The following is a 22,478-nucleotide window of genomic DNA, read 5'->3' on the forward strand; positions in this document are numbered from 1 at the left end:
CCAGCCATGTCCGACACTCCCGCCCAGCCCGGCCTGAACAGCCTGACCAAGTCCTTCGAACCCGCCGCGATCGAGGCGCGCTGGGGGCCGGCCTGGGAGCAGCGCGGCTACGGCCGGGCCGGCTGGCGCGGCACGGGCGAGCCCCGGGACGGCGAACCCGCCTTCGCCATCCAGCTGCCGCCGCCCAACGTGACCGGCACGCTGCACATGGGGCACGCGTTCAACCAGACCATCATGGACAGCCTCACGCGCTACCACCGGATGGGCGGGTTCAACACGCTGTGGGTGCCGGGCACCGACCACGCCGGCATCGCCACCCAGATCGTGGTGGAGCGCCAGCTGCAGCAGCAGGGCCAGAGCCGGCACGACCTGGGCCGCAAGAACTTCGTCGAGCGGGTCTGGGAGTGGAAGCGCCAGTCGGGCAACACCATCACCACGCAGATGCGCCGCCTGGGCGACAGTGTGGACTGGTCGCACGAGTACTTCACGATGGACGAGAACCTGTCGGCCATCGTCACCGAGACCTTCGTGCGCCTGTACGAGCAGGGCCTGATCTACCGCGGCAAGCGGCTGGTGAACTGGGACCCGGAACTCAAGACCGCGGTCAGCGACCTCGAGGTCGAGAGCCAGGAGGAGGACGGCTTCCTCTGGCACATCCAGTACCCGCTGGCGGACGGCAGCGGCTCGCTCACCGTGGCCACCACCCGGCCCGAGACCATGCTGGGCGACGTCGCCGTGATGGTCCATCCCGAGGACGAGCGCTACCGGCACCTGGTCGGCAAGGCTGTGAAGCTGCCGCTGTGCGGGCGCGACATCCCGGTCATCGCCGACGCCTACGTGGATCGCGAATTCGGCACCGGCGTGGTCAAGGTCACCCCGGCGCACGACACCAACGACTACGCGGTCGGCCAGCGCCATGGCCTGCCGATCATCGGCGTGCTGACGCTGGACGCAAAGATCAACGACAACGCGCCGGCCGCCTACCGCGGCCTGGACCGCTTCGAGGCGCGCAAGCGCGTGGTGGCCGACCTGGAAGCGCAAGGCCTGCTGGCCGAGACGAAGAAGCACAAGCTGATGGTGCCGCGCTGCGCCCGCACCGGCCAGGTGATCGAGCCGATGCTGACCGACCAGTGGTTCGTGGCCATGACCAAGGTCAGCGAGCAGGATCCCGCGGGCAAGTCCATCGCCCAGAAGGCGATCGACGCCGTGCGCTCCGGCCAGGTGCGCTTCGTGCCCGAGAACTGGATCAACACCTACAACCAGTGGATGGACAACATCCAGGACTGGTGCATCTCGCGCCAGCTCTGGTGGGGCCACCAGATTCCCGCCTGGTACGACGAGGCGGGCAACGTGTACGTGGCGCGCAGCGAGGCCGAGGCGCAACAGCAGGCGCCCGGCAAGGCGCTGCGGCGCGACGAGGACGTGCTGGACACGTGGTATTCGTCGGCGCTGGTGCCGTTCTCCACGCTGGGCTGGCCGGACAAGACGCGCGACCTCGAGCTGTACCTGCCCTCCAGCGTGCTGGTCACCGGCTACGACATCATCTTCTTCTGGGTCGCCCGGATGATCATGATGACCACCCACTTCACCGGGCAGGTGCCGTTCCGCGACGTGTACATCCACGGCCTGGTGCTGGACGCGCACGGCCGCAAGATGAGCAAGTCCGAGGGCAACGTGCTGGACCCGGTGGACCTGATCGACGGCATCGAGCTGGGGCCGCTGCTGGACAAGCGCACCACCGGCCTGCGCAAGCCCGAGACGGCGCCGCAGGTGCGCAGGAACACCGAAAAGGAGTTCCCCGAGGGCATCCCGGCCTACGGCGCCGACGCGCTGCGCTTCACCTTCGCGTCGATGGCCTCGCTCGGGCGCAGCATCAATTTCGATTCGAAGCGCTGCGAGGGCTACCGCAACTTCTGCAACAAGCTCTGGAACGCTTCGCTGTTCGTGCTGATGAACTGCGAAGGCCAGGACTGCGGCCTGAGGGAACACACCAAGGCCGACTGCCAGCCGGGCGGCCCGGCCCACGGCTATTTGCGCTTCAGCCAGGCCGACCGCTGGATCGCCTCGGCGCTGCAGAAGGTGGAGGCGGACGTCGCCCAGGGCTTTGCCGACTACCGCCTGGACAACGTCGCCAACGCGATCTACGACTTCGTCTGGAACCAGTACTGCGACTGGTACCTGGAGATCGCCAAGGTGCAACTGCGCACCGGCGACGAGGCGCAGCAGCGCGCCACCCGCCGCACCCTGATCCGCACGCTGGAAGCCATCCTGCGGCTGGCGCACCCGGTCATCCCCTTCATCACCGAGGAGCTGTGGCAGAAGGTCGCCCCGGTGGCCGGCATCGACGGCGCGTCGGTCAGCATCGCCCGCTATCCGCAGGCCCAGCCGGAAAAGATCGACGAGGCCGCGATCGCCTACATGGACCGCCTCAAGGCGCTGGTGGACACCTGCCGGCAACTGCGCGGCGAGTTGAACGTGTCACCCGGCACGCGCTTGCCGCTGTATGCGGTGGGCGATGCGGCCTTCCTCGGCGAGGTGGCGCCGGTGCTGCAGGCCCTGGCGCGCCTGAGCGAAGTGAAGGTGTTCGACGACGAGGCCGCCTGGGCCGCCGCCGCCAAGGCCGCGCCGGTGGCGGTGGCCGGCGAAGCGCGCCTGTGCCTGTTCATGGAAATCGACGTGGCCGCCGAGAAGGCGCGGCTGGCCAAGGAGGCGGCCCGCATCGAAGGCGAACTGGCCAAGGCCCAGGGCAAGCTGGCCAACGAAGCCTTCGTCGCCAAGGCGCCGCCGGCCGTGATCGAACAGGAACGCAAGCGCATCGCCGATTTCGGCGCCACGCTGGCGCGCTTGCGCGAGCAACTGGCGCGGTTGGGCTGAGACGGGGGGCCGGAATCCTCCGTTTGCTGCCGACCGGCGGGGTCGCTCCGAGCCTGCGCTTCGAGCGCCGGCTCGACGCCGAGTTGTCGTCGGCCTTTTCCTACACGGGCCGACGGTCGCCCTGGGCCATCATGGGTCCAGGCATCGGGCCCCCCGCTGCCTCGCACGAGGGCACTTCATGGGTTCGACACTTGGCGACACCGGACGGTCAGGGGCGATTATCACCGGCATCACCGGGCAGGACGGCGCCTACCTTGCCGAGTTGCTCCTGTCGAAGGGCTACCAGGTCTACGGCACTTATCGCCGCACCAGTTCAGTCAACTTCTGGCGCATCGAGGAACTGGGCCTCAGGCAACACCCCAACCTGCACCTGGTCGAGTACGACCTCACCGACCTGGGCGCGGGCATCCGCCTTCTGCAATCCACCGGCGCCGCCGAGGTTTACAACCTGGCCGCCCAGAGCTTCGTGGGCGTGTCATTCGAGCAACCGCTGACCACGGCCGCGATCACGGGCCTGGGCGCGGCCAACCTGCTGGAGGCCATCCGGATCGTCGACACGGGCATCCGCTTCTACCAGGCCAGCACCTCCGAGATGTTCGGCAAGGTGCAGGCGATCCCGCAGGTGGAGTCGACGCCGTTCTATCCGCGCAGCCCTTACGGCGTGGCCAAGCTGTACGCGCACTGGATGACGGTGAACTACCGCGAGAGCTACGGCATCTTCGGCGCCAGCGGGATCCTGTTCAACCACGAGAGCCCCTTGCGCGGCCGCGAGTTCGTCACCCGCAAGATCACCGACTCGTTCGCCAAGATCAGGCTTGGCCACCTGGACGTGCTGGAACTCGGCCATCTCGGCGCCAAGCGGGATTGGGGCTACGCCAAGGAATACGTGGAAGGCATGTGGCGCATGCTGCAGGCCGACAAGCCCGACACCTGGCTCCTGGCCACCAGCCGCAGCGAGACGGTTCGGGAGTTCGCGCGGCTGGCGGCACAGGCCGCCGGGTTCGACCTTGTTTTCGAAGGCCAGGCGGAGAAGGAAGTGGGCATTGACCGCCGGTCGGGCCGCACGCTGGTGCGCGTCGATCCGCGGTTCTATCGCCCGGCCGAGGTGGACCTGTTGATCGGCGATGCAGCCAAGGCCCGGCGCGAGTTGGGCTGGGAGCCCAGGACCCCGCTGGAGCAGTTGTGCCAGATGATGGTGGAAGCCGACATCCGTCGCAACCAGAACGGCGCTTCCTTCTGAGGGACATGCGCAAGGTCTTCGTGACCGGTGCCGGCGGCTTCACGGGCCGGCACATGGCCGTGGAACTGGCCGCGCACGATTACGAGCCGATCGGGTTCTTCGGTACTTCAGTCCGCCAGCCGGCGCCGGAATTCCGCGGCGCCTTAGTGGGCAACCTGCTCGATCCGGCCTGCATTGGCCGTGCGGTTGCTGCCGTGCAACCGGACCTGGTGGTGCACCTGGCCGGCCAGGCGTTCGTCGACCACGGCAACGCGGATGAGCTGTACCGCACCAACCTGCTGGGCACGCGCAACCTGCTGGAGGCACTCGCTGCCCTGGCCGTGCCACCGGCCATGACGCTGCTGGCGAGCAGTGCGAACGTGTACGGCAATGCGGAGGTGGAGTTGCTGGACGAGACCATCGCAGCAGCGCCCGCCAACGATTACGCCGTCAGCAAGCTGGCCATGGAGTACATGGCGGGTTTGTACCGGCATCGCCTGCCGCTGGTGGTCACCCGACCGTTCAATTACACCGGCGTGGGGCAAACGACCCGGTTCCTGATCCCGAAGATCGTCGACCACGCGCGGCGCAGGGCGAAGGTCATCGAACTGGGCAACCTCGACGTCGCGCGCGATTTTTCGGACGTCCGCGTGGTCGCGACGGCCTACCGGCGCCTGCTCGAGTGCCCCGGCGCCGCCGGCAGGGTCGTGAACGTCTGTTCCGGCCAAGCGTTGACCCTTCGTGAGATCTTGCAACTGGTGCAGGCGATCTCCGGGCACGAACTGCCGGTCCGGGTCAATCCGGCCCTTGTCCGCGCCAACGAGGTCCGCAAGCTGCGCGGCAGCCGCGCCCTGCTCGAGTCCCTGACGGGCCCGCTGGCGCCGATTGCCCTGCGCGACACGCTGGCCTGGATGCTGGAGTGAGCCGGCGTCCCGTTTCGGATGGCCCGTTCCCGGTGGCGGACAATAGGGACCCCATGAAACGCAGACACCTTCTCCTCTCCGGCGCCGCGGCGGTCGCGGCCTTTCCGAGCTTCGCGCAGCCGCAGCGCGTGATCCGGCTGATCGTCCCCTACGCCCCCGGCGGTCCGCTCGACATCACGGCCCGCGTGCTGGCCGACCGCGTAAAGGACACGCTGGGCACCGTGATCATCGAGAACAAGCCGGGCGCCGGCGGCAACATCGGCTCCGACATGATCGCCAAGGCCACGCCGGACGGCACCACCATCGGCATCGCGGCGGTCGCCACCCACGCGATCAACCCCTGGCTGTTCAGCAAGATGCCTTTCGATCCGGCCAAGGACTTCACCGCCATCACGCAGATGGTGCGGGTGCCCAACGTGCTGGTGATGAACGCCGAGGCGGCCGAGCGCCTGAAGATCAACTCGCTGGCCGACCTGATCCGCTATGCCAAGGCGAACCCGGGCAAGCTCAATTACGGCAGCGGCGGCAACGGCAGCGCCGGCCACCTGGCCGGCGAGATGTTCAAACGCGATGCCGGCATCTTCGCGGTGCACATCCCGTTCAATGGCGGCAACCCGGCGCAACTGGCGCTGCTGTCCGGCCAGGTCGACTTCAACTTCGACAACCTGGCCACGGCGGCGCCCAACATCCGCGCCGGCAAGCTCAAGGCGATGGCCGTCACCACGCTGCAGCCCTCGCCCAACCTGCCCGGCGTGCCGCCGGTCGCCGACACCCTGAAGGGCTTTGCGATCGACACCTGGTGGGGACTGGTGGCACCGGCAGGGACGCCGGCCGATGCCGTCCAGCGCCTGAACCAGGCCTTCGTCGCGGCGCTGCAATCGCCGGAGACCAAGACCCGATTCGCCGGGCTGATGGCCGAGCCGGTGCCGACCACGCCGGAGCAGTTCGCCGCCTTCATGAAGGCCGAACTGGCCCGCTACGAGAAGATCGTCAAGGCCTCCGGCGCCAAGGTCGATTGATTGATGCGCGCGGGCCACGGGTGAACCGGGCCAATCGTCTCCGGCGGTAACAGCCCGCCCCCGCCGTGCGCGGGGGCGAAGCCGGCCCGGCGGCAAACTGCGCGGCGCCCGCGCTATCGAAAGAGAAGCGGCCGTGTAACGGTCCTACGCTTCGTGTACGAATTTTCCGACAGCCGACCAGCTACATCCGACCTAGATTGTTCCAACGGGAAACATGGAGGAGCACGGTCATGCAAGCTGTCGGATACCTCGCCTCGGGCTCGGCGGTGCTGGGCCTCGTGCTGGCCCTGGCCGCGCCCGCACACGCCCAGCTGACGTCACCGACCGCCGATCCGTGGGCCTCGCGCGCCGCCGCCGGGGCGGATCGCATCGGGCTGCATCCGTCCGGCGCGCCCTTGACCATCGGCTGCGGCGCCTCGCTGTTGCCGTGCGGCAGCGAAGCTGCCGCCTTGCAGGCCCGGGAACCGTCGGCCTTCCGCTGGAACCTGGAGCTGTCGCAGCTGTACCTGGGTACGGCCGACCGCCTGGTGCCCGGCACCCCGCGCGAGGGCCTGAACCTGAGCCTGGTGGGCCGCAAGCCGCTGTTCGGCAGCCGCTTCTCGGTGTACGGCAAGGTCGGCACCACCTACGGCTACTCGGATGAAAACGCCGCCTTCAGCGGCGGGCCGGACAGCGCCCATGGCCTGTCGTTCGGCGCCGGCCTGAGCATGGCGGTGACACCGGGCCTGTCGGCGACGCTGGGCTGGGACAGCCACGACCTGCGCCTGGGCGGCGGCGGACGCGAGTCCGTGCGGGCGCTGGGCCTGGGCTTGCAGTACCGGTACTGAGCACGGCGCCGGTCGGCCTGGCCTCGTTCAGCAACGGGGAGGCAGACCGGACGGCCCTCTCCCCGCGGGGAGAGGGGGTGAATCACTCGCCCAGGTAGGCGGCGCGCACCTTCGGGTCGCTGAGCATCTCGCGCGCTCCGCCACTCATGGTGATGACGCCGGACTCCATCACGTAGGCACGGTCGGCCACCTGCAGCGCGCGGCTGGCGTTCTGCTCCACCAGCAGCATGGTGACGCCCTGGGCATAGACCTCGCGCACCACCTCGAAGATCTTGTCCACCATGATGGGCGACAGGCCCATCGAGGGCTCGTCGAGCAGCAGCAGCTTGGGCCGGCTCATCAGCGAGCGGCCCATTGCCAGCATCTGCTGCTCGCCGCCCGACATGGTGCCGGCGAGCTGGTCCTTGCGCTCCTTCAGCCGCGGAAAGATCGTGAAGACCTTGTCCAGGTCCTCGGCGATGCCGGCCTTGTCGTTGCGGATGTGCGCCCCCATCAGCAGGTTCTCGGTGATCGACATGCGCGTGAACACGCCGCGGCCTTCCGGCACCATGGCCAGGCCCTGCTTGACCAGATCCCAGGCACCGCGGCCGCGGACGCTCTGGCCCAGGTACTGGATGTCGCCGTCGCTGATCGGCTGCAGGCCGGTGATGGCCTTCATGGTCGTGGTCTTGCCGGCGCCATTGGATCCGATCAGCGTGACCAGCTCGCCTTGTCGGACCTCGAAATCCACGCCCTTGACGGCCTGGATGCCGCCGTACGCGACCCGCAGGCCGTTGACCTTCAGGAGCACTTCGCCAGCCATCTCAATGGCCTCCCGTTCCGAGGTAGGCCTCGATCACTTTTTCGTTCTTCTGCACATCGGCGGGCGTGCCTTCGGCGATCTGCTTGCCGTAGTCGAGCACGGTGACGCGGTCGCACAGGCCCATCACCAGCTTCACGTCGTGCTCGATCAGCAGGATGGTGCGGTCGTCCTTGCGGATGCGGTCGATCAGCTCGCGCAGCTGCACCTTCTCGGTGGCGTTCATGCCGGCGGCCGGCTCGTCCAGCGCGATCAGCTGCGGATCGGTGGCCAGCGCGCGCGCGATTTCCAGGCGCCGCTGATCGCCGTACGACAGGGTGCGCGCCTTGTAGTCGGCGTAGCGGCCGATGCCCACGTAGTCGAGCAGTTCCTGCGCGCGCTGGGCGATCTGGCGCTCTTCCTCCTTGAACTTGTGGGTGCGGAACACCGCCCCCCACAGTCCGGAGGCGGTGCGGGTGTGCCGGCCCACCATCACGTTCTCCAGCGCCGTCATGTCGGCGAACAGGCGGATGTTCTGGAAGGTGCGGGCAATGCCGGCCTTGGCCACCTCGTGCACCGCGGTCGGCTTGTACGGCTTACCCGCCAGCTCGAAGCTGCCGCTGTCGGGGCTGTACAGGCCGGTGATGACGTTGAAGAACGTGGTCTTGCCCGCGCCGTTGGGACCGATCAGGCCGTAGATCTCGCCGCGCCGGATGGTCAGGCCGACATCGGACAGGGCTTGCAGGCCACCGAAGCGCTTGGAGATGCCGGCGACGTTGAGGATGTTCTCTGCCATGGCCATTCCTCAGCGCTTGACCTGCTGCAGCGACTTGCCATGCTCCGGCGCCGGCCACAGGCCGCGCGGGCGCATCAGCATCACGACGATCATGGCCAGCGCGATCAGCAACTGGCGCAGGATGGCGGGGTCGAGCCGCCCGCCGGTGGCCGCCTGCAGGTCGAGCACGCCCGACACCCAGCGCAGCACCTCGGGCAGCGCCGATAACAGCACCGCGCCGAGGATCACGCCCGGCAGGTAGCCGATACCGCCCAGCACCACCATGGCGACGATCATGATCGACTCCATCAGGCTGAACGACTCGGGCGAGACGAAGCCCTGGAAGGCCGCGAACATGGCGCCCGACACGCCGCCGAAAGTGGCGCCCATGGCGAAGGCCAGCAGCTTCATGTTGCGGGTGTTGATGCCCATCGCCTTGGCGGCGATCTCGTCCTCGCGGATCGCCATCCAGGCGCGGCCGATGCGCGACAGCTCCAGCCGATGGCAGATGACCACGCTCAGCACCACCAGCGCCAGGAACAGGTAGTAGTACAGCGTGACGCTGCTGACGCGGAAGTCGCCGATGTCCAGGAAGCGGCCGAGGTTCAGGCCGGGGATGCCGAACGCGTCGAACTTGAGCAGCGTGATCGAGTCGATCTGGCCGAGTCCCTTGGGACCGTTGGTCAGGTTGACCGGGTGGTCCAGGTTGTTCAGGAACACCCGGATGATCTCGCCGAAGCCCAGGGTCACGATGGCCAGGTAGTCGCCGCGCAGCTTCAGGGTGGGCGCCCCCAGGATGGCGCCGAAGATCCCCGCGATCAACGCCCCGAGCGGCACCACCAGCCAGATCGACGTGTGCAAACCTTCCGGAAACGTCTGGGCGAACCAGGCGAAGGTGTTGGACAGGTGCGGCGACGCCATCAGCGCGTACATGTAGGCGCCGATGGCGAAGAAGGCGACGAAGCCCAGGTCCAGCAGCCCGGCGTAGCCGACGACGATGTTCAGCCCCAGCGCGAGCAGCACGTACAGCAGGGCGATGTCGGCGATGCGGACCCAGAAGTTCCCCATCCACTGCAGCCCCAACGGCAGCACCAGCAGCGCAACGGCCGCCACCACGATCAGCAGCGTCTTCTTGTGCTTTTCCATGGCAGCTCCTTCAGGCGCGGTCGGCCACGCGTTCGCCCAGCAGGCCGGAAGGCCGCAGGGTCAGCACCGCGATCAGCACGATGAACGCGAAGATGTCGGCGTAGTGGCTGCCCAGCACGCCGCCCGTGAGCACGCCGATGTAGCCGGAGCCGATCGCCTCGATCAGGCCGAGCAGGATGCCGCCGACCACGGCGCCGGCCAGGTTGCCGATGCCGCCGAACACCGCCGCGGTGAACGCCTTCAGGCCGGGCAGGAAGCCCATGGTGTGCTGCACCGTGCCGTAGTTGGACGCGTACATCACGCCGGCGATGGTGGCCAGCACGGCGCCAATGATGAAGGTGGCCGAGATCACCATGTCGGGCTTGACGCCCATCAGCGCGGCAACCTTCGGGTTCTCGGCCGTGGCACGCATCGCGCGGCCCAGGCGGGTGTAGTTCACCAGGTAGGTCAGGACGCCCAGCGAGATCGCCGTCAGCGCCAGGATCATGATCTGGGTGGTGGTGATCACCGCTCCGCCGACTTCGAAGGGCTTGACCGGCAGCAGGGTGGGGAAGGGCTTGTAGTTCGGCTTGAAAACGATCATCGCCAGCGTCTGCAGCAGCAGCGACATGCCGATGGCGGTGATCAGGGGCGCCAGCCTTGGGCTGTTGCGCAGTGGCCGATAGGCGATTTTCTCGATGGAGAAGTTCAGCGCCGCAGCGACCACGCAGGCGATGAGCGTGGCGAGCAGCAGTAGCAGCCAGCCGGGTAACCCGGGCATGGACTCCTGCATGGTCACGATGATGCTCCAGCTGGTGAGCGCGCCCACCATCAGGACCTCGCCGTGGGCAAAGTTGATCAGGTTGATGACGCCGTACACCATGGTGTAACCCAGGGCGATCAAGGCATACATGCTGCCGAGGACCAGACCGTTGATGATCTGCTGCAGCAGGATTTCCATAAGAGGTATCTCCGTTTCTATGCCGGGCGTCTTGCGCCGGTCGACCCGTTTTCCATCGGGCTTCAGGGTCGGCGGTGCGGCCTCGTGGGCACGTCCGCCATTTAGCAAAAAAAACCCGCATGCAGGCGGGTTTGAAGCACGGCAAATTCTAGCGAAGCACATCCGCTGCATCGGGCGGAGATCGCCCCGGGTTTTCCCGCGTTGATGCAACGCCGCTGCGACGACTCATGGGTGATCAGCGTTGCTGATCATTGAGCGCGCGCAACTCGCGCAGCTTGTCGGCGATACGAATTTCCAGCCCGCGCTCCACCGGACGGTAGAACTGCGGCGGCTCCATGCCGTCGGGAAAATAGTTCTCCCCGGCGGCGAAGCCGCCCGCTTCGTCATGCGCGTAGCGGTAGCCCTTGCCGTAGTCGAGGTCCTTCATCAGGCGCGTAGGCGCGTTGCGCAGGTGCAGCGGCACCGGGCGCGTGCCGTCCTGGCGCACGAAGGCGCTGGCCTGCTTGTAGGCGGTGTAGGCGGCGTTCGACTTGGGCGCCACCGCCAGGTACACGGCGCATTCGGCCAGTGCGAGTTCGCCTTCGGGCGAACCCAGGCGTTCGTAGGTCTCGGTCGCGTCCAGCGCCAGCCGCAGCGCGCGCGGATCGGCCAGGCCGATGTCCTCCACCGCCATGCGGATCAGGCGGCGCGCGAGGTAGCGCGGATCGGCGCCGCCGTCGAGCATGCGAACCAGCCAGTACAGCGCGGCATCGGGGTCGGAGCCGCGCACCGACTTGTGCAGCGCGCTGATGGTGTCGTAGAACTGTTCGCCACCCTTGTCGTAGCGCCGCATGCGCTCGCCCAGCACCCTGAGCAGCCAGGCGTCGCTGATCTCGGCCCGCTGCTCCTTGCCCGCCGCGACGGCCAGCGTCTCCAGCGTGTTGAGCAGGCGGCGCGCGTCGCCGTCGGCGTAGGCAATCAGGCGGTCGCGGGCAGCCTCTTCCAGCGCCGGGACCGCGCCGATCGCCTGCGACTTGCCGACGATCTGCTGCAGGTCGGCCTCCTGCAGCGGCTGCAGCACGTACACAGCGGCACGCGACAGCAAAGCAGAGTTCACCTCGAACGACGGGTTCTCGGTGGTGGCGCCGATGAAGGTGAACAGGCCCGACTCGACGTGCGGCAGGAAGGCGTCCTGCTGGCTCTTGTTGAAGCGGTGCACCTCGTCGACGAACACGATGGTGCGCTGCGGCTGCAGGCCGTCGCGCGCCTTCTGCGCCAGCTCCACCGCATCGCGGATGTCCTTCACGCCGCCCAGCACCGCGCTGATGCTGATGAACTGGGCGTCGAAGGCGTCCGCCATCAGGCGGGCAATGGTGGTCTTGCCGGTGCCCGGCGGGCCCCACAGGATGCAGCTGTGCGGCTGGCCCGATTCGAAGGCGATGCGCAGCGGCATGCCTTCGCCCAGCAGGTGCTGCTGGCCGACCACCTCGCCCAGCGATTTCGGGCGCAGTCGTTCGGCAAGCGGGATGTGGTCGGTGGCGCGGGGCTTGGGCACCGGGGGAGTGTAGGGCCGTGCATCCACGGCTCGTCTTTCACGAACGCCGCCGAGGGCCGCTATTGCCGCAGCACGTCGGCGCCCTTGGGCACCGTGAAGTTGAAGGTGCCGGCCGGGATCGGCACGTTGAGCTGGAGCTTGTCGAAGCTCATCACGGACTTCTGGCCGAAACTGTCCAGGATCTCCAGCACGGACAGTGCCTCACCGCGGAAGCCGACCCGCACGCTGGTGAGCTGGCCTTCCCTGCTGCGCGGCGTGGCCGTCACCCATTGCAGGCCATCGCGATCGGGCGCGGCCTTCAGCTCGAAGTCCTTGCGCAGGGCCTCCAGGTCCGGCGCCGCGGCGATCAGCGCGGCCGGCGTGCTGCCCAGCACCGACTGCTGCCTGCGCGCGGTCACCTGGTTGAGGTCCGCGTCGTACAGCCACAGCGTCGTTCCGTCGGCCACCAGGGTCTGCTGGAACGGCTTGCGGTAGTCGAAGCGGAAGCGGCTGGGTCGCGCGAACTCGAAGCTGCCGGTGGAGGTCTTGCTGCGCGCTGCCTGGCCCTCCCGGGGCGGGGAGGTCACGACCTGGGTGAAGTCGGCGCGCCCGGTGCGGGCGTTCTTGACGAATTGCTCCAGCGCCTGCAGGCCGTCGGCGTGGGCTGCGGCGGCGGCAAGGGCCAGGGCAAGGGGCACGAGCAGTTTCTTCATCAGGTCGTCAGTCGGCGGCAGAAGGTGCGATCCTGCTTGGTCCGGCCCGGCGGCGGGGAAGTTCGCAACCAGCCGTTACTCGGCGCGCGAGGGCACCACGATCTCGCGCTGGCCCTGGCCGTTCATGGCGCTGACCAGCCCGGCCTTCTCCATGTCCTCGACCAGCCGCGCCGCCCGGTTGTAGCCGATCTTCAGGTGGCGCTGGACCAGCGAGATGCTGGCCTTGCGGTTCTTCAGCACCACTTCCACCGCCTGGTCGTACATCGGGTCCTTCTCGCCGCCGCCTTCGCCCAGGTCGCCGGCGCCGCCCTCGTCATCGACCGTGCCGCCTTCCAGCACGCCCTCGATGTAGTTGGGTTCGCCGCCCTGCTCCTTCAGGTAGGCCACCACGCGGTGCACTTCGTCGTCGCTGACGAAGGCGCCGTGCACGCGCACCGGCAGCCCGGTGCCGCTGGCCATGTACAGCATGTCGCCCATGCCCAGCAGCGCCTCGGCGCCCATCTGGTCGAGGATGGTGCGGCTGTCGATCTTGCTGGACACCTGGAAGGCGATCCGGGTCGGGATGTTGGCCTTGATCAGGCCGGTGATCACGTCGACGCTGGGGCGCTGGGTGGCCAGGATCAGGTGGATGCCGGCGGCGCGCGCCTTCTGCGCGAGGCGGGCGATCAGCTCCTCGATCTTCTTGCCGACCACCATCATCAGGTCGGCCAGCTCGTCGATGACGACCACGATGTGCGGCAGGCGCTCCAGCGGCTCGGGGCTGTCGGGCGTCAGGCTGAACGGGTTGTAGATGAACTGTTCCTTGGCCTTGGCCTCGTCGATCTTGACGTTGTAGCCGCCGAGGTTGCGCACGCCGAGCTTGCTCATCAGCTTGTAGCGGCGCTCCATCTCGGCCACGCACCAGTTCAGGCCGTGCGCGGCCTGCCGCATGTCGGTGACGACCGGCGCCAGCAGGTGCGGGATGCCCTCGTAGACCGACATCTCCAGCATCTTGGGGTCGATCATCAGCAGGCGCACGTCGCGCGCCTCGGCCTTGTACAGCAGCGACAGGATCATCGCGTTGATGCCCACCGACTTGCCCGAACCGGTGGTGCCGGCCACCAGCACGTGCGGCATCTTGGCCAGGTCGGCCACCACGGGGTTGCCGACGATGTCCTTGCCCAGGCCGATGGTCAGCAGCGAACGGGCCTCGTTGTAGACCTGCGAGCCGAGGATCTCCGAAAGCCGGATCGACTGCCGCTTGGCGTTGGGCAGCTCCAGCGCCATGTAGTTCTTGCCGGGGATGGTCTCGATCACGCGGATGGAGACCAGCGACAGCGAGCGGGCCAGGTCCTTGGCCAGGTTGACCACCTGCGAGCCCTTCACCCCGGTGGCCGGCTCGATCTCGTAGCGCGTGATCACCGGGCCGGGCTGGGCCACCACCACCCGCACCTCGACGCCGAAGTCCTTGAGCTTCTTCTCGATCAGCCGCGAAGTCATCTCCAGCGTCTCGGGCGACACCGACTCCTGGCGGGCCTGCGCACCGTCGAGCAGGTCCACCTGCGGCAGCTTGCTGTCGGGCAACTCGGTGAACAGCGGCTTCTGGCGCTCCTTGGTCACGCGCTGGCTGCGCGGCACCTCCGCCAGCACCGGCTCGATCAGCACCGGGGTGGGGTGGTGCAGCTCGACCTCGATGCGCTCCTCCTGCACGGTCACCTGCCGTTCGCGCGCGGCCTGCTGGCCCAGCGCCAGGTCCTGGGCGATCTCGCGCTTCTCGCGGCGCGCGGCGATGAAGGTCTCGATGCGCGCGCCAATGCGTTCGGCCACGTGGGCCCAGGAGAAGCGGAACACCAGGGCAGCGCCCAGGACGCCGACGGCGACGAACACCAGGCCGGAACCGGCAAAGCCCAGCCACTGCACGCCGGCCGGGCCGACCAGGAACCCGAGTGCGCCGCCGGCGTGATCCGGCAGCAGCTCTTCCAGCCGGTACAGGCGTGACCATTCGAGCCCGGTGCTGGCGCACAGCAATGCAGCCAGCCCGATCCAGAACGCAAGGCGGCTGCCGAAGAAACCGGTGTGCACGTCGCCGCTGCCGCCCCGCATCCAGCGCGCCAGCGTGGCGAGCCAGGCGCGCAGGCCCGCGGCCAGGCACCACCAGACCGAGAAGCCGAGCAGGAAATAGCTGGCATCGGCCAGCCAGGCACCGAGGCGCCCGCCCCAGTTGGCCACTGGCGCGCCGGTGCCGGAGGTGGAGAACGCCGGGTCGGTCGGCGAATGGCTGGCCAGGGCCAGCAGCCAGAACAGCAGCGCGGCGCCGCCGATCACCAGGGCGATCTCGTGCGCGAAGCGGACGGCGGGACGGGGCGCGGCGGCGGTGCTGCCGCCTTCGGCGAGGGTATCGAGCGAATACGTCATCCGGCGCGAAGCTTACCGCCGGGCTCAACCGTGCGCCAACCGGCGTGACCGCTGCGCAACGCTGCCGCAGCGGATGCCGCTGCGCTCAGCCCAGCGTGCCGAGGCGCTCCTTGACCAGCATCGAGCCGTCCTCGCGGGTCTCGATGAAGCCGCGGTCCTCCAGGTCCTTCATCACGCGGCTGACCATCTCGCGCGAGGCGCCGACCATCTTGGCGATGTCCTGGCGCGAGATGCGCTCGCGGATCACGTTGTGGCCCTCGCGGTCGGGCACGGCGAACTCGAGCAAGGCGCGCGCCACCCGGCCGTACACGTCCATCAGCGCCAGCGATTCGATCTTGCGGTCGGCCTGGCGCAGCCGCTGCACCAGCCCCTTCATGATGGCGTAGGCCATCGAGCTGTTCTCGGGCAGGCAGCGCGCGAACTCGGAGCGGCCCAGCGCCAGCATGTCGGTCTGCACCTCGGCGCGCACCGTGGCGGAATGCGCCTCGTTGTCGATCAGGCTCATCTCGCCGATGTAGTCGCCCGGGCTGAGGGTGGCCAGGATCACTTCGCGGCCGCGCTTGTCGGAGGTGATCACGCGCACCCGGCCGGTGAGGATGATGAACAGCGTGTTGGACTTCTCGCCCTGCTCGACGATGGTCTCGCCGCGCTTGAAGCGGCGCTTGACGACGGCGTCGGCAACGGACTCGGCCTGGTTGGATGTGAGCAATGCGAACAACGGGACCCTGCGGATCAGCTCCAGGTTGGACAGCATCGACATCCGGTTCCCTCCATGAGCAGCCGCGCAAGCGGTTCTTACAATCGATGGGATAGGGGCCCGTGGGGCGCCCGAGTCGCGAGCGGCACTTGATACCGGTGCCGTTCGTCCCGAAATGTACATCGGCCTGTGACTTTCCACACAGGCCTGAAAGCACCATGAACACCCGTCACGCCCAAGTCCTGATCCTCGGCTCCGGCCCGGCCGGCTACACCGCCGCCGTCTATGCCGCGCGCGCCAACCTCAAGCCCCTGCTGATCACCGGCATCGCCCAGGGCGGCCAGCTGATGACCACCACCGAGGTCGACAACTGGCCGGCCGACGTCAATGGCGTGCAGGGCCCCGAGCTGATGCAGCGCTTCCTCGAGCACGCCGAGCGCTTCAAGACCGAGATCGTGTTCGACCACATCAACGAGGTCGACCTCGGGCAGCGGCCGTTCAGGCTCAAGGGCGACAGCGGCCAGTACACCTGCGACGCGCTGATCATCGCCACCGGCGCTTCGGCCAAGTACCTGGGGCTGCCATCGGAGCAGCACTTCATGGGCAAGGGCGTCAGTGCCTGCGCCACCTGCGACGGCTTCTTCTACCGCGAGCAGGTCACCAGCGTGATCGGCGGCGGCAACACGGCCGTGGAAGAGGCGCTGTACCTGTCCAACATCGCCAGCAAGGTGTACCTGATCCACCGACGCGACAAGTTCCGCGCCGAGCCCATCCTGGTCGACAAGCTGATGGAGAAGGTCGCCGCCGGCAAGATCGAGCTCAAGCTGTTCAAGACCGTGGAGGAGGTGCTGGGCGACGACAGCGGCGTCACCGGCGTGCGGCTGAAGGACACGCGCAGCGGCGAGACGGAGGACCTGAAGACCCAGGGCTTCTTCGTCGCCATCGGCCACTACCCCAACACCGACATCTTCAAGGGGCAGGTGGAGATGAAGGATGGCTACATCGTCACCCGCTCGGGCCTGAACGGTTTCGCCACCATGACCAGCGTGCCCGGCGTGTTCGCCGCCGGCGACGTGCAGGACCACGTGTACCGGCAGGCCATCACCAGCGCCGGCACCGGCTGCATGGCGGCGCTCGACGCCCAACGGTTCCTGGAGGGGTGACGGACGGGCCCCGCGAGGGGCCTGCCGGCCACTTCCCGTCACGGGGACCCCCACCACCAGCAGCCCGGCCCAAGCCGGTCAAAGCCGGCTCCGACGGGAAACTGGCGCCACGCTATAATTTCGGGCTTTGCTGGAGCCGGGCCTGGGAAGGCCGCGCCGGCGATGGGTTACCGCCACCCTACTGGCGAGGTGAGGCGGGTCGCGAGGCTGCAGCGCAAGCACAGCAGCCGCCAGTGACCGCCGTTGATGCGAATGGAGTGCTTCATGGCACGCGTCTGCGAGGTGACGGGCAAGGGCCCGATGGTGGGGAACAACGTCTCCCACGCCAACAACAAGACCAAGCGCCGGTTCGAAGTGAACCTGCAATACCGCCGTTTCTGGGTCGAGAGCGAGAACCGCTGGGTGCGCCTGCGCATTTCCAATGCCGGCCTGCGCCTGATCGACAAGAAGGGCATCGAAACCGTGCTGGCGGACCTGCGGGCCCGCGGCCAGGCTTAATCCCTAAGGAGCAGCATCATGGCCAGCAAAGGCGGACGCGAAAAGATCAAGCTGGAGTCCACGGCGGGCACCGGCCACTTCTACACCACCAGCAAGAACAAGAAGACGATGCCCGAGAAGATGTCGATCATGAAGTTCGACCCGAAGGCTCGCAAGCACGTCGAGTACAAGGAAATGAAGCTGAAGTGACGTCGCGCCGAAGGCGCAAGTCATTTCAACCCCGCGAAGGCGGGGATCCAGAGAAAGCCCCGCCACGCGGGGCTTTCTTGTCTCAGCGGCTGCAGAAATCCGTACCTGGGCCCAATTTCCCGCGAAAGCGAAGGTCCGAAAAGAAGCCCCGCGCTGCGGGGCTTCTTTTCATCTGGATCCCCCGCCTGCGGGGGATGACACAAGCCTCAGGCGTGCACCGCCCGCAGCTTCATCGAGAACTGGCGCAGCGCCTCGATGCCGCTGCCTTCGGCGCGGCGGCACCAGGCCTGCAGGTCGGCGGCCAGCTGCTCGCGCGAGTGCGAGGTGTTCAGCCAAAGCTGGCGCAGCTCCTCGCGCATGGTGACCATCTGGTCCAGCACCGGATGGGCGGCGCGGGCCTGGGCCAGCTTGGCCCGGGCAGCGGCGGGCACCCGCTCCTCGTCGCGGTGCAGCCATCGCTTGGCCGCCTTCAGCGGCGACAGGTCGGCCTTCTTTTCCTTGAGCAGCTCGATCTCGGCCTTGCAGGCGCGGCGCATCTCGCGCGCATAGCCGGCCATGACCTCGTAGCGGTGGGCGATCAGCGCCTCCAGCGTCTTCTCGTCGGCCACCGGCTTGACCGCACCCAGGCGCAGCTTGGGCGGCACCTTCTTGACCCGGGCCCAGCCCAGCTGCTGCATGGCGCGGATGTAGACCCAGCCGATGTCGAACTCGTACTTCTTCACCGAAAAGCGGGCCGAGGTCGGATAGGTGTGATGGTTGTTGTGCAGTTCCTCGCCGCCGATCAGGATGCCCCAGGGCGAGATGTTGGTGCTGGCGTCGGGCGCCTCGAAGTTGCGGTAGCCCCAGTAGTGGCCGATGCCGTTGACGATGCCGGCGGCGGTGATCGGGATCCAGAGCATCTGCACCGCCCACACGGTCAGGCCGATGGCACCGAACAACGCCACGTCCAGCAGCAGCATCAGCGTCACGCCGAGGGCGCTGAAGCGCGAATACAGGTTCCGCTCGATCCAGTCGTCGGGGGTTCCCAGCCCGTACTTGGCCATCGTCTCCTGGTTCTTCGCCTCCGCGCGATAGAGCTCGGCGCCGCGCCACAGCACGGTGTCGATGCCACGCGTCTGCGGGCTGTGCGGGTCGTCCGGCGTCTCGCACTTGGCGTGGTGCTTGCGATGGATGGCAACCCACTCCTTGGTCACCATGCCCGTGCCGATCCACAGCCAGAAGCGGAAGAAGTGCGAGGGAATCGGCCCCAGCTCCATGGCGCGGTGCGCCTGGGTGCGGTGCAGGAAGATGGTGACGGCGGCGATGGTGACGTGCGTGGTGGCGAGCGTGTACAGCACGATCTCCCACCACGACAGGTTCCACAGGCCGTGGGCCAGCCAGTCGATCGCCGTGTCCAGCACGGCCCACTCGGGAAGCAACATACGTTCGGGGGTCTTTCAGGCAAGGGGCGGCGGGGCGCCGCACCCATCAGATTGATTTTAGGCAACTCGGTTCCTGGTGGCACGCTATTTCCCTGCCAAGCGCCAGGGACCGCCCCGCAGAGCGACTTTGTGCCGCCGCTGCGCCGGCAGCCCGCTGCCCTGGCCCGGCCTTACGGCCGGGCTTCAGGCCCTCTGCCAAGCGGCGGCGAAGAAGCCGTCGGTGCCATGCCGGTGCGGCCACAGCCGCAGGTACTGGTCGCCGGCCGAACCGCCACTGGTCAGGCGATCGCCGGCAATGCCCAGGTGCTGCAGGATGCCGGCCACCGGCAAGGGGCTGAATCCCGGCATGTCGGCGCTGAACGCCTGCGCGATGGCTTCGTTCTCATCGGGCAGCAGGCTGCAGGTGGCATAGACCAGCCGGCCGCCCGGCTTGAGCAGGCGGGCTGCGCTGCGCAGGATGGCCGCCTGCAGCTGGGCCATTTCCTGCACGACCTGCGGCCCCTGGCGCCACTTCAGGTCGGGATTTCGGCGCAGGGTGCCCAGGCCGGAACAGGGCGCATCCACGATCACCCGGTCGATCTTGCCGGCCAGCCGCTTGATGCGGTCGTCGCGCTCGTGGGCGATCGCAGCCGGGTGCACGTTGCTCAGCCGGCTGCGCGCCAGCCGCGGCTTGAGCGCGTCGAGCCGGTGGGCCGAGGTGTCGAAGGCATAGAGCCGGCCGGTGTTGCGCATCGCCGCGCCGAGCGCCAGCGTCTTGCCGCCGGCGCCGGCGCAGAAGTCCACCACCATCTCGCCGCGCCGCGCCTCCAGCAGCAGGGACAGCAGTTGCGAGCCCTCGTCCTGGACTTCGATGGCGCCGCGGGCGAAGGCGTCCAGCCGCGCCAGCGCGGGCTTGCCGTCCAGGCGCAGGCCCCAGGGCGAATACGGCGTGGGCGCCGCCTGCAGCCCGGCCAGCTCCAGCTCATGCCGCACGTCCTCCCGCTTGTCAGTCAGGACGTTGACGCGCACGTCCAGCGGCGCCGGCTGGTTCAGGCTCTCGGCCAGTGCCTGGAACTCGTCGCCGAGCTGCTGGCGCAGCGGCTGGGCCAGCCACTCGGGCAGGTTGTGGCGGTGCGGCTCCAGCAGCTCGGCCGGCTGGACGGCGTCGCAGGCATCCAGCCAGCGCTTTTCCGCCTCGTCCAGCGCGGACTTGAGGAAGTCGCGATCGCCGTGGAAGCCCAGGATCGCCAGCCGCCGGGCCCGGGAGCCGGAGCCCGAGCGCGCCAGGTGCTCGAACAGCAGCTTGCGGCGCAGCACGGCATAGACGGTCTCGGTCAGCGTCGCGCGCTCGCGCGGCCCGAGGTTGCGGTGCTCGCGAAACCAGCGCGACACCACCGCATCGGCCGGGTGTTCGAACTTCAGGACCTGCTCCAGCAGGTCGCTGCAGGCTTGCAGCAGCGCCTTGGGGTGCATGGCTCAGGCTCCCGCGCGCAGCAGCGACTCGATCGCCCGCGGGTAGATCCGGTGTTCCTGCGTCAGCACGCGCGCTGCCAGCGACTGCTCGGTATCGCCGGGCAGCACCGGCACGACCGCCTGCTCGAGGATGGGGCCGAAGTCCAGCTCGGCCGTGACCTGGTGCACGCTGGCGCCGGCCACCCGGCAGCCCGCCTCCAGCGCCCGCCGGTGCGTGTGCAGACCCGGAAAGGCCGGCAGCAGCGAGGGATGGATGTTGATCAGCCGGCCCTGGTAGCGCGCCACGAAGCCGGGCGTCAGGATGCGCATGAAGCCGGCCAGCACGACCAGGCCGGGCTGGTGCCGGTCGATGGCGGCAGCCAGCTCGGCGTCGAAGGCCTCGCGGCTGTCGAACTGCTTGTGGTCGACCACCGCCGTGGCGATCCGCTGCTCGCGCGCGAAGGCCAGGCCGCCGGCGTCGGGCCGGTTGCTGATCACCGCCGCCACCCGCGCGCCGTAGCGCTGCTCCCAGTGCCCCTGCCGGGCTGCGCGCACGATGGCCGCCATGTTGGAGCCGCCGCCGGAGATCAGGATCACGATGTTCTTCATGCCGGCGGCGATTATCCCCAGCCGCCGTGGACGCACCGCGCTGGCGCGCTCCACGGACGCGCTGGCGCCCCGCCGCGCCATGCACTGGGCGGCGCACGGGCGACAGCCCGAAAAGCACGGGCGTGCTAGAAACGGGCGTTGCACGGATTGCCGGAGACGAGAACGATGGATTTGGCTTTCACCCCCGAGGAACAGCAGTTCCGCGAACAGGTCCGCGCCTGGGTGCGCGAAAACCTGCCGCAGGACATCTCGACCAAGGTGCACAACAGCCTGCACCTGAGCCGCGACGACATGCAGCGCTGGGCGAAGATCCTGGGCCAGAAGGGCTGGCTCGGCTATGGCTGGCCGAAGGCATTCGGCGGCCCCGGCTGGACGGCCGTGCAGAAGCACCTGTTCGAGGAAGAGTGCGCCCTGGCCGGCGCGCCGCGCATCGTGCCGTTCGGGCCGGTGATGGTGGCGCCGGTGATCATGGCCTTCGGCTCGCCCGAGCAGCACCGGCGCTTCCTGCCCGGCATCGCCAGCGGCGAGGTGTGGTGGAGCCAGGGCTACAGCGAGCCGGGCTCGGGCTCGGACCTGGCCTCGCTCAAGACCCGCGCCGAGCGCAAGGGCGACAAGTACATCGTCAATGGCCAGAAGACCTGGACCACCCTCGGCCAGTACGGCGAGTGGATCTTCTGCCTGGTGCGCACCAGCACCGAAGGCAAGCCGCAGACGGGCATCTCCTTCCTGCTGATCGACATGAAGTCGCCCGGCATCTCGGTGCGGCCGATCACCATGCTGGACGGCGGGCACGAGGTGAACGAGGTGTTCTTCGACAACGTCGAAGTGCCGGCGGAGAACCTGGTCGGCGAGGAGAACAAGGGCTGGACCTACGCCAAGCACCTGCTGTCGCACGAGCGCACCAACATCGCCGACGTCAACCGCGCCAAGCGCGAGCTGGAGCGCCTCAAGCGCATCGCCAGGTCCGAAGGCGTGTATGACGACCTGCGTTTCCGCGACGAGATCGCGAAGCTGGAAGTGGACGTCGTGGCGCTGGAGATGCTGGTGCTGCGCGTGCTGTCGGCCGAGAAATCGGGCAAGAACCCGCTGGATATCGCCGGCCTGCTGAAGATCAAGGGCAGCGAGATCCAGCAGCGCTACGCCGAGCTGATGATGCTGGCCGGCGGCCCCTACAGCCTGCCCTTCATCCGCGAGGCGATGGAAGCCGGCTGGCAAGGCGACTTTCCCGGCGGCGCCGCCGGCCTGGCGCCGCTGGCGGCCACCTACCTGAACATGCGCAAGACCACGATCTACGGCGGCAGCAACGAAGTCCAGCGGAACATCGTTGCCCAGACCGTGCTCGGCTGAGG

The 22,478-nt window shown here is 68.2% G+C and carries 20 protein-coding genes; 9 read left to right on the forward strand and 11 right to left on the reverse strand.

The window, feature by feature from the left end:
• Positions 1–6: 6 nt before the first annotated feature.
• The 5 genes from PE066_RS07825 (at position 7) to PE066_RS07845 (ending at position 6,862) form a co-directional block, all read left to right on the forward strand.
• The gene (locus tag PE066_RS07825) at positions 7–2,874 is read left to right on the forward strand and encodes a valine--tRNA ligase (RefSeq protein WP_271235990.1); all 2,868 of its coding nucleotides are present in this window, start codon (positions 7–9) and stop codon (positions 2,872–2,874) included.
• 178 nt (positions 2,875–3,052) lie between these two features.
• The gene (gene gmd / locus PE066_RS07830) at positions 3,053–4,114 is read left to right on the forward strand and encodes a GDP-mannose 4,6-dehydratase (protein ID WP_271235991.1); all 1,062 of its coding nucleotides are present in this window, start codon (positions 3,053–3,055) and stop codon (positions 4,112–4,114) included.
• Positions 4,115–4,119: 5 nt separating this feature from the next.
• Entirely contained in the window at positions 4,120–5,016 is an 897-nt protein-coding gene (locus PE066_RS07835) for an NAD-dependent epimerase/dehydratase family protein (RefSeq protein WP_271235992.1), read from the forward strand.
• A gap of 53 nt (positions 5,017–5,069) precedes the next feature.
• Positions 5,070–6,035: a Bug family tripartite tricarboxylate transporter substrate binding protein gene (locus tag PE066_RS07840; protein ID WP_271235993.1), complete on the forward strand. Its 966-nt coding sequence runs from the start codon at positions 5,070–5,072 to the stop codon at positions 6,033–6,035.
• A gap of 230 nt (positions 6,036–6,265) precedes the next feature.
• The gene (locus PE066_RS07845) at positions 6,266–6,862 is read left to right on the forward strand and encodes an outer membrane beta-barrel protein (protein ID WP_271235994.1); all 597 of its coding nucleotides are present in this window, start codon (positions 6,266–6,268) and stop codon (positions 6,860–6,862) included.
• 82 nt (positions 6,863–6,944) lie between these two features.
• Here the strand turns inward: PE066_RS07845 and PE066_RS07850 are convergent, their stop codons facing one another.
• The 8 genes from PE066_RS07850 to PE066_RS07885 all read right to left on the reverse strand — a co-directional run bounded on the left by PE066_RS07850 (position 6,945) and on the right by PE066_RS07885 (position 15,881).
• A complete protein-coding gene (locus PE066_RS07850) occupies positions 6,945–7,664 on the reverse strand; it encodes an ABC transporter ATP-binding protein (RefSeq protein WP_271235995.1) in 720 nt (239 codons plus the stop codon).
• Position 7,665: 1 nt separating this feature from the next.
• Positions 7,666–8,436 carry an ABC transporter ATP-binding protein gene (locus tag PE066_RS07855; RefSeq protein ID WP_271235996.1) on the reverse strand — a complete coding sequence of 257 codons (771 nt, stop codon included), beginning with the start codon at positions 8,434–8,436 and terminating at the stop codon, positions 7,666–7,668.
• A 9-nt stretch (positions 8,437–8,445) separates the two neighbouring features.
• On the reverse strand, positions 8,446–9,561 hold the full coding sequence (locus PE066_RS07860; RefSeq protein ID WP_271235997.1) for a branched-chain amino acid ABC transporter permease: 1,116 nt from the start codon (positions 9,559–9,561) through the stop codon (positions 8,446–8,448).
• A gap of 10 nt (positions 9,562–9,571) precedes the next feature.
• Positions 9,572–10,501, reverse strand: coding sequence for a branched-chain amino acid ABC transporter permease (locus PE066_RS07865; protein ID WP_271235998.1), 930 nt, complete (start codon positions 10,499–10,501; stop codon positions 9,572–9,574).
• 235 nt (positions 10,502–10,736) lie between these two features.
• The gene (locus PE066_RS07870; RefSeq protein WP_271235999.1) at positions 10,737–12,035 is read right to left on the reverse strand and encodes a replication-associated recombination protein A; all 1,299 of its coding nucleotides are present in this window, start codon (positions 12,033–12,035) and stop codon (positions 10,737–10,739) included.
• 59 nt (positions 12,036–12,094) lie between these two features.
• Positions 12,095–12,727 (reverse strand): outer membrane lipoprotein chaperone LolA, encoded by a 633-nt coding sequence (lolA, locus tag PE066_RS07875; RefSeq protein WP_271236000.1) that lies wholly within the window; start codon positions 12,725–12,727, stop codon positions 12,095–12,097.
• Positions 12,728–12,802: 75 nt separating this feature from the next.
• Positions 12,803–15,121, reverse strand: a complete 2,319-nt coding sequence (locus tag PE066_RS07880) for a DNA translocase FtsK (protein WP_271236001.1) — start codon at positions 15,119–15,121, stop codon at positions 12,803–12,805.
• 85 nt (positions 15,122–15,206) lie between these two features.
• Positions 15,207–15,881, reverse strand: coding sequence for a Crp/Fnr family transcriptional regulator (locus tag PE066_RS07885; protein WP_271236002.1), 675 nt, complete (start codon positions 15,879–15,881; stop codon positions 15,207–15,209).
• A gap of 155 nt (positions 15,882–16,036) precedes the next feature.
• Here PE066_RS07885 and trxB point away from each other — a divergent pair, with 155 nt between their 5' ends.
• The 3 genes from trxB to rpmG all read left to right on the forward strand — a co-directional run bounded on the left by trxB (position 16,037) and on the right by rpmG (position 17,668).
• Entirely contained in the window at positions 16,037–16,981 is a 945-nt protein-coding gene (trxB, locus tag PE066_RS07890; RefSeq protein WP_271236003.1) for a thioredoxin-disulfide reductase, read from the forward strand.
• A 264-nt stretch (positions 16,982–17,245) separates the two neighbouring features.
• On the forward strand, positions 17,246–17,479 hold the full coding sequence (rpmB, locus tag PE066_RS07895; protein ID WP_135250611.1) for a 50S ribosomal protein L28: 234 nt from the start codon (positions 17,246–17,248) through the stop codon (positions 17,477–17,479).
• Positions 17,480–17,497: 18 nt separating this feature from the next.
• The gene (gene rpmG / locus PE066_RS07900; RefSeq protein WP_193778797.1) at positions 17,498–17,668 is read left to right on the forward strand and encodes a 50S ribosomal protein L33; all 171 of its coding nucleotides are present in this window, start codon (positions 17,498–17,500) and stop codon (positions 17,666–17,668) included.
• A gap of 206 nt (positions 17,669–17,874) precedes the next feature.
• Here the strand turns inward: rpmG and PE066_RS07905 are convergent, their stop codons facing one another.
• From PE066_RS07905 to purN, 3 genes are all read right to left on the reverse strand, one after another.
• Positions 17,875–19,089, reverse strand: a complete 1,215-nt coding sequence (locus PE066_RS07905) for a DesA family fatty acid desaturase (protein ID WP_271236004.1) — start codon at positions 19,087–19,089, stop codon at positions 17,875–17,877.
• 183 nt (positions 19,090–19,272) lie between these two features.
• Positions 19,273–20,541, reverse strand: a complete 1,269-nt coding sequence (locus PE066_RS07910) for an RsmB/NOP family class I SAM-dependent RNA methyltransferase (protein WP_271236005.1) — start codon at positions 20,539–20,541, stop codon at positions 19,273–19,275.
• 3 nt (positions 20,542–20,544) lie between these two features.
• Positions 20,545–21,129 carry a phosphoribosylglycinamide formyltransferase gene (gene purN / locus PE066_RS07915; RefSeq protein WP_271236006.1) on the reverse strand — a complete coding sequence of 195 codons (585 nt, stop codon included), beginning with the start codon at positions 21,127–21,129 and terminating at the stop codon, positions 20,545–20,547.
• Positions 21,130–21,294: 165 nt separating this feature from the next.
• Between purN and PE066_RS07920 the strand changes: the two genes are divergently transcribed.
• Positions 21,295–22,476 carry an acyl-CoA dehydrogenase family protein gene (locus PE066_RS07920; RefSeq protein WP_271236007.1) on the forward strand — a complete coding sequence of 394 codons (1,182 nt, stop codon included), beginning with the start codon at positions 21,295–21,297 and terminating at the stop codon, positions 22,474–22,476.
• Positions 22,477–22,478: the final 2 nt, after the last annotated feature.

The sequence above is a fragment of the Ramlibacter tataouinensis genome, assembly GCF_027941915.1.
GTDB lineage: Bacteria > Pseudomonadota > Gammaproteobacteria > Burkholderiales > Burkholderiaceae_C > Ramlibacter > Ramlibacter tataouinensis_C.

What these genes read in the sequence shown, in the direction of transcription:
- PE066_RS07845 (WP_271235994.1), top strand. Translation starts at nt 6,266, where the DNA reads ATGCAAGCTGTCGGATACCTCGCCTCGGGCTCGGCGGTGCTGGGCCTC.
- trxB (WP_271236003.1), top strand. Translation starts at nt 16,037, where the DNA reads ATGAACACCCGTCACGCCCAAGTCCTGATCCTCGGCTCCGGCCCGGCC.
- PE066_RS07825 (WP_271235990.1), top strand. Translation starts at nt 7, where the DNA reads ATGTCCGACACTCCCGCCCAGCCCGGCCTGAACAGCCTGACCAAGTCC.
- rpmB (WP_135250611.1), top strand. Translation starts at nt 17,246, where the DNA reads ATGGCACGCGTCTGCGAGGTGACGGGCAAGGGCCCGATGGTGGGGAAC.
- PE066_RS07920 (WP_271236007.1), top strand. Translation starts at nt 21,295, where the DNA reads ATGGATTTGGCTTTCACCCCCGAGGAACAGCAGTTCCGCGAACAGGTC.
- gmd (WP_271235991.1), top strand. Translation starts at nt 3,053, where the DNA reads ATGGGTTCGACACTTGGCGACACCGGACGGTCAGGGGCGATTATCACC.
- purN (WP_271236006.1), bottom strand. Translation starts at nt 21,129, where the DNA reads ATGAAGAACATCGTGATCCTGATCTCCGGCGGCGGCTCCAACATGGCG.
- PE066_RS07880 (WP_271236001.1), bottom strand. Translation starts at nt 15,121, where the DNA reads ATGACGTATTCGCTCGATACCCTCGCCGAAGGCGGCAGCACCGCCGCC.
- rpmG (WP_193778797.1), top strand. Translation starts at nt 17,498, where the DNA reads ATGGCCAGCAAAGGCGGACGCGAAAAGATCAAGCTGGAGTCCACGGCG.
- PE066_RS07860 (WP_271235997.1), bottom strand. Translation starts at nt 9,561, where the DNA reads ATGGAAAAGCACAAGAAGACGCTGCTGATCGTGGTGGCGGCCGTTGCG.
- PE066_RS07840 (WP_271235993.1), top strand. Translation starts at nt 5,070, where the DNA reads ATGAAACGCAGACACCTTCTCCTCTCCGGCGCCGCGGCGGTCGCGGCC.
- PE066_RS07835 (WP_271235992.1), top strand. Translation starts at nt 4,120, where the DNA reads ATGCGCAAGGTCTTCGTGACCGGTGCCGGCGGCTTCACGGGCCGGCAC.
- PE066_RS07905 (WP_271236004.1), bottom strand. Translation starts at nt 19,089, where the DNA reads ATGTTGCTTCCCGAGTGGGCCGTGCTGGACACGGCGATCGACTGGCTG.
- PE066_RS07850 (WP_271235995.1), bottom strand. Translation starts at nt 7,664, where the DNA reads ATGGCTGGCGAAGTGCTCCTGAAGGTCAACGGCCTGCGGGTCGCGTAC.
- lolA (WP_271236000.1), bottom strand. Translation starts at nt 12,727, where the DNA reads ATGAAGAAACTGCTCGTGCCCCTTGCCCTGGCCCTTGCCGCCGCCGCA.
- PE066_RS07910 (WP_271236005.1), bottom strand. Translation starts at nt 20,541, where the DNA reads ATGCACCCCAAGGCGCTGCTGCAAGCCTGCAGCGACCTGCTGGAGCAG.
- PE066_RS07885 (WP_271236002.1), bottom strand. Translation starts at nt 15,881, where the DNA reads ATGTCGATGCTGTCCAACCTGGAGCTGATCCGCAGGGTCCCGTTGTTC.
- PE066_RS07865 (WP_271235998.1), bottom strand. Translation starts at nt 10,501, where the DNA reads ATGGAAATCCTGCTGCAGCAGATCATCAACGGTCTGGTCCTCGGCAGC.
- PE066_RS07855 (WP_271235996.1), bottom strand. Translation starts at nt 8,436, where the DNA reads ATGGCAGAGAACATCCTCAACGTCGCCGGCATCTCCAAGCGCTTCGGT.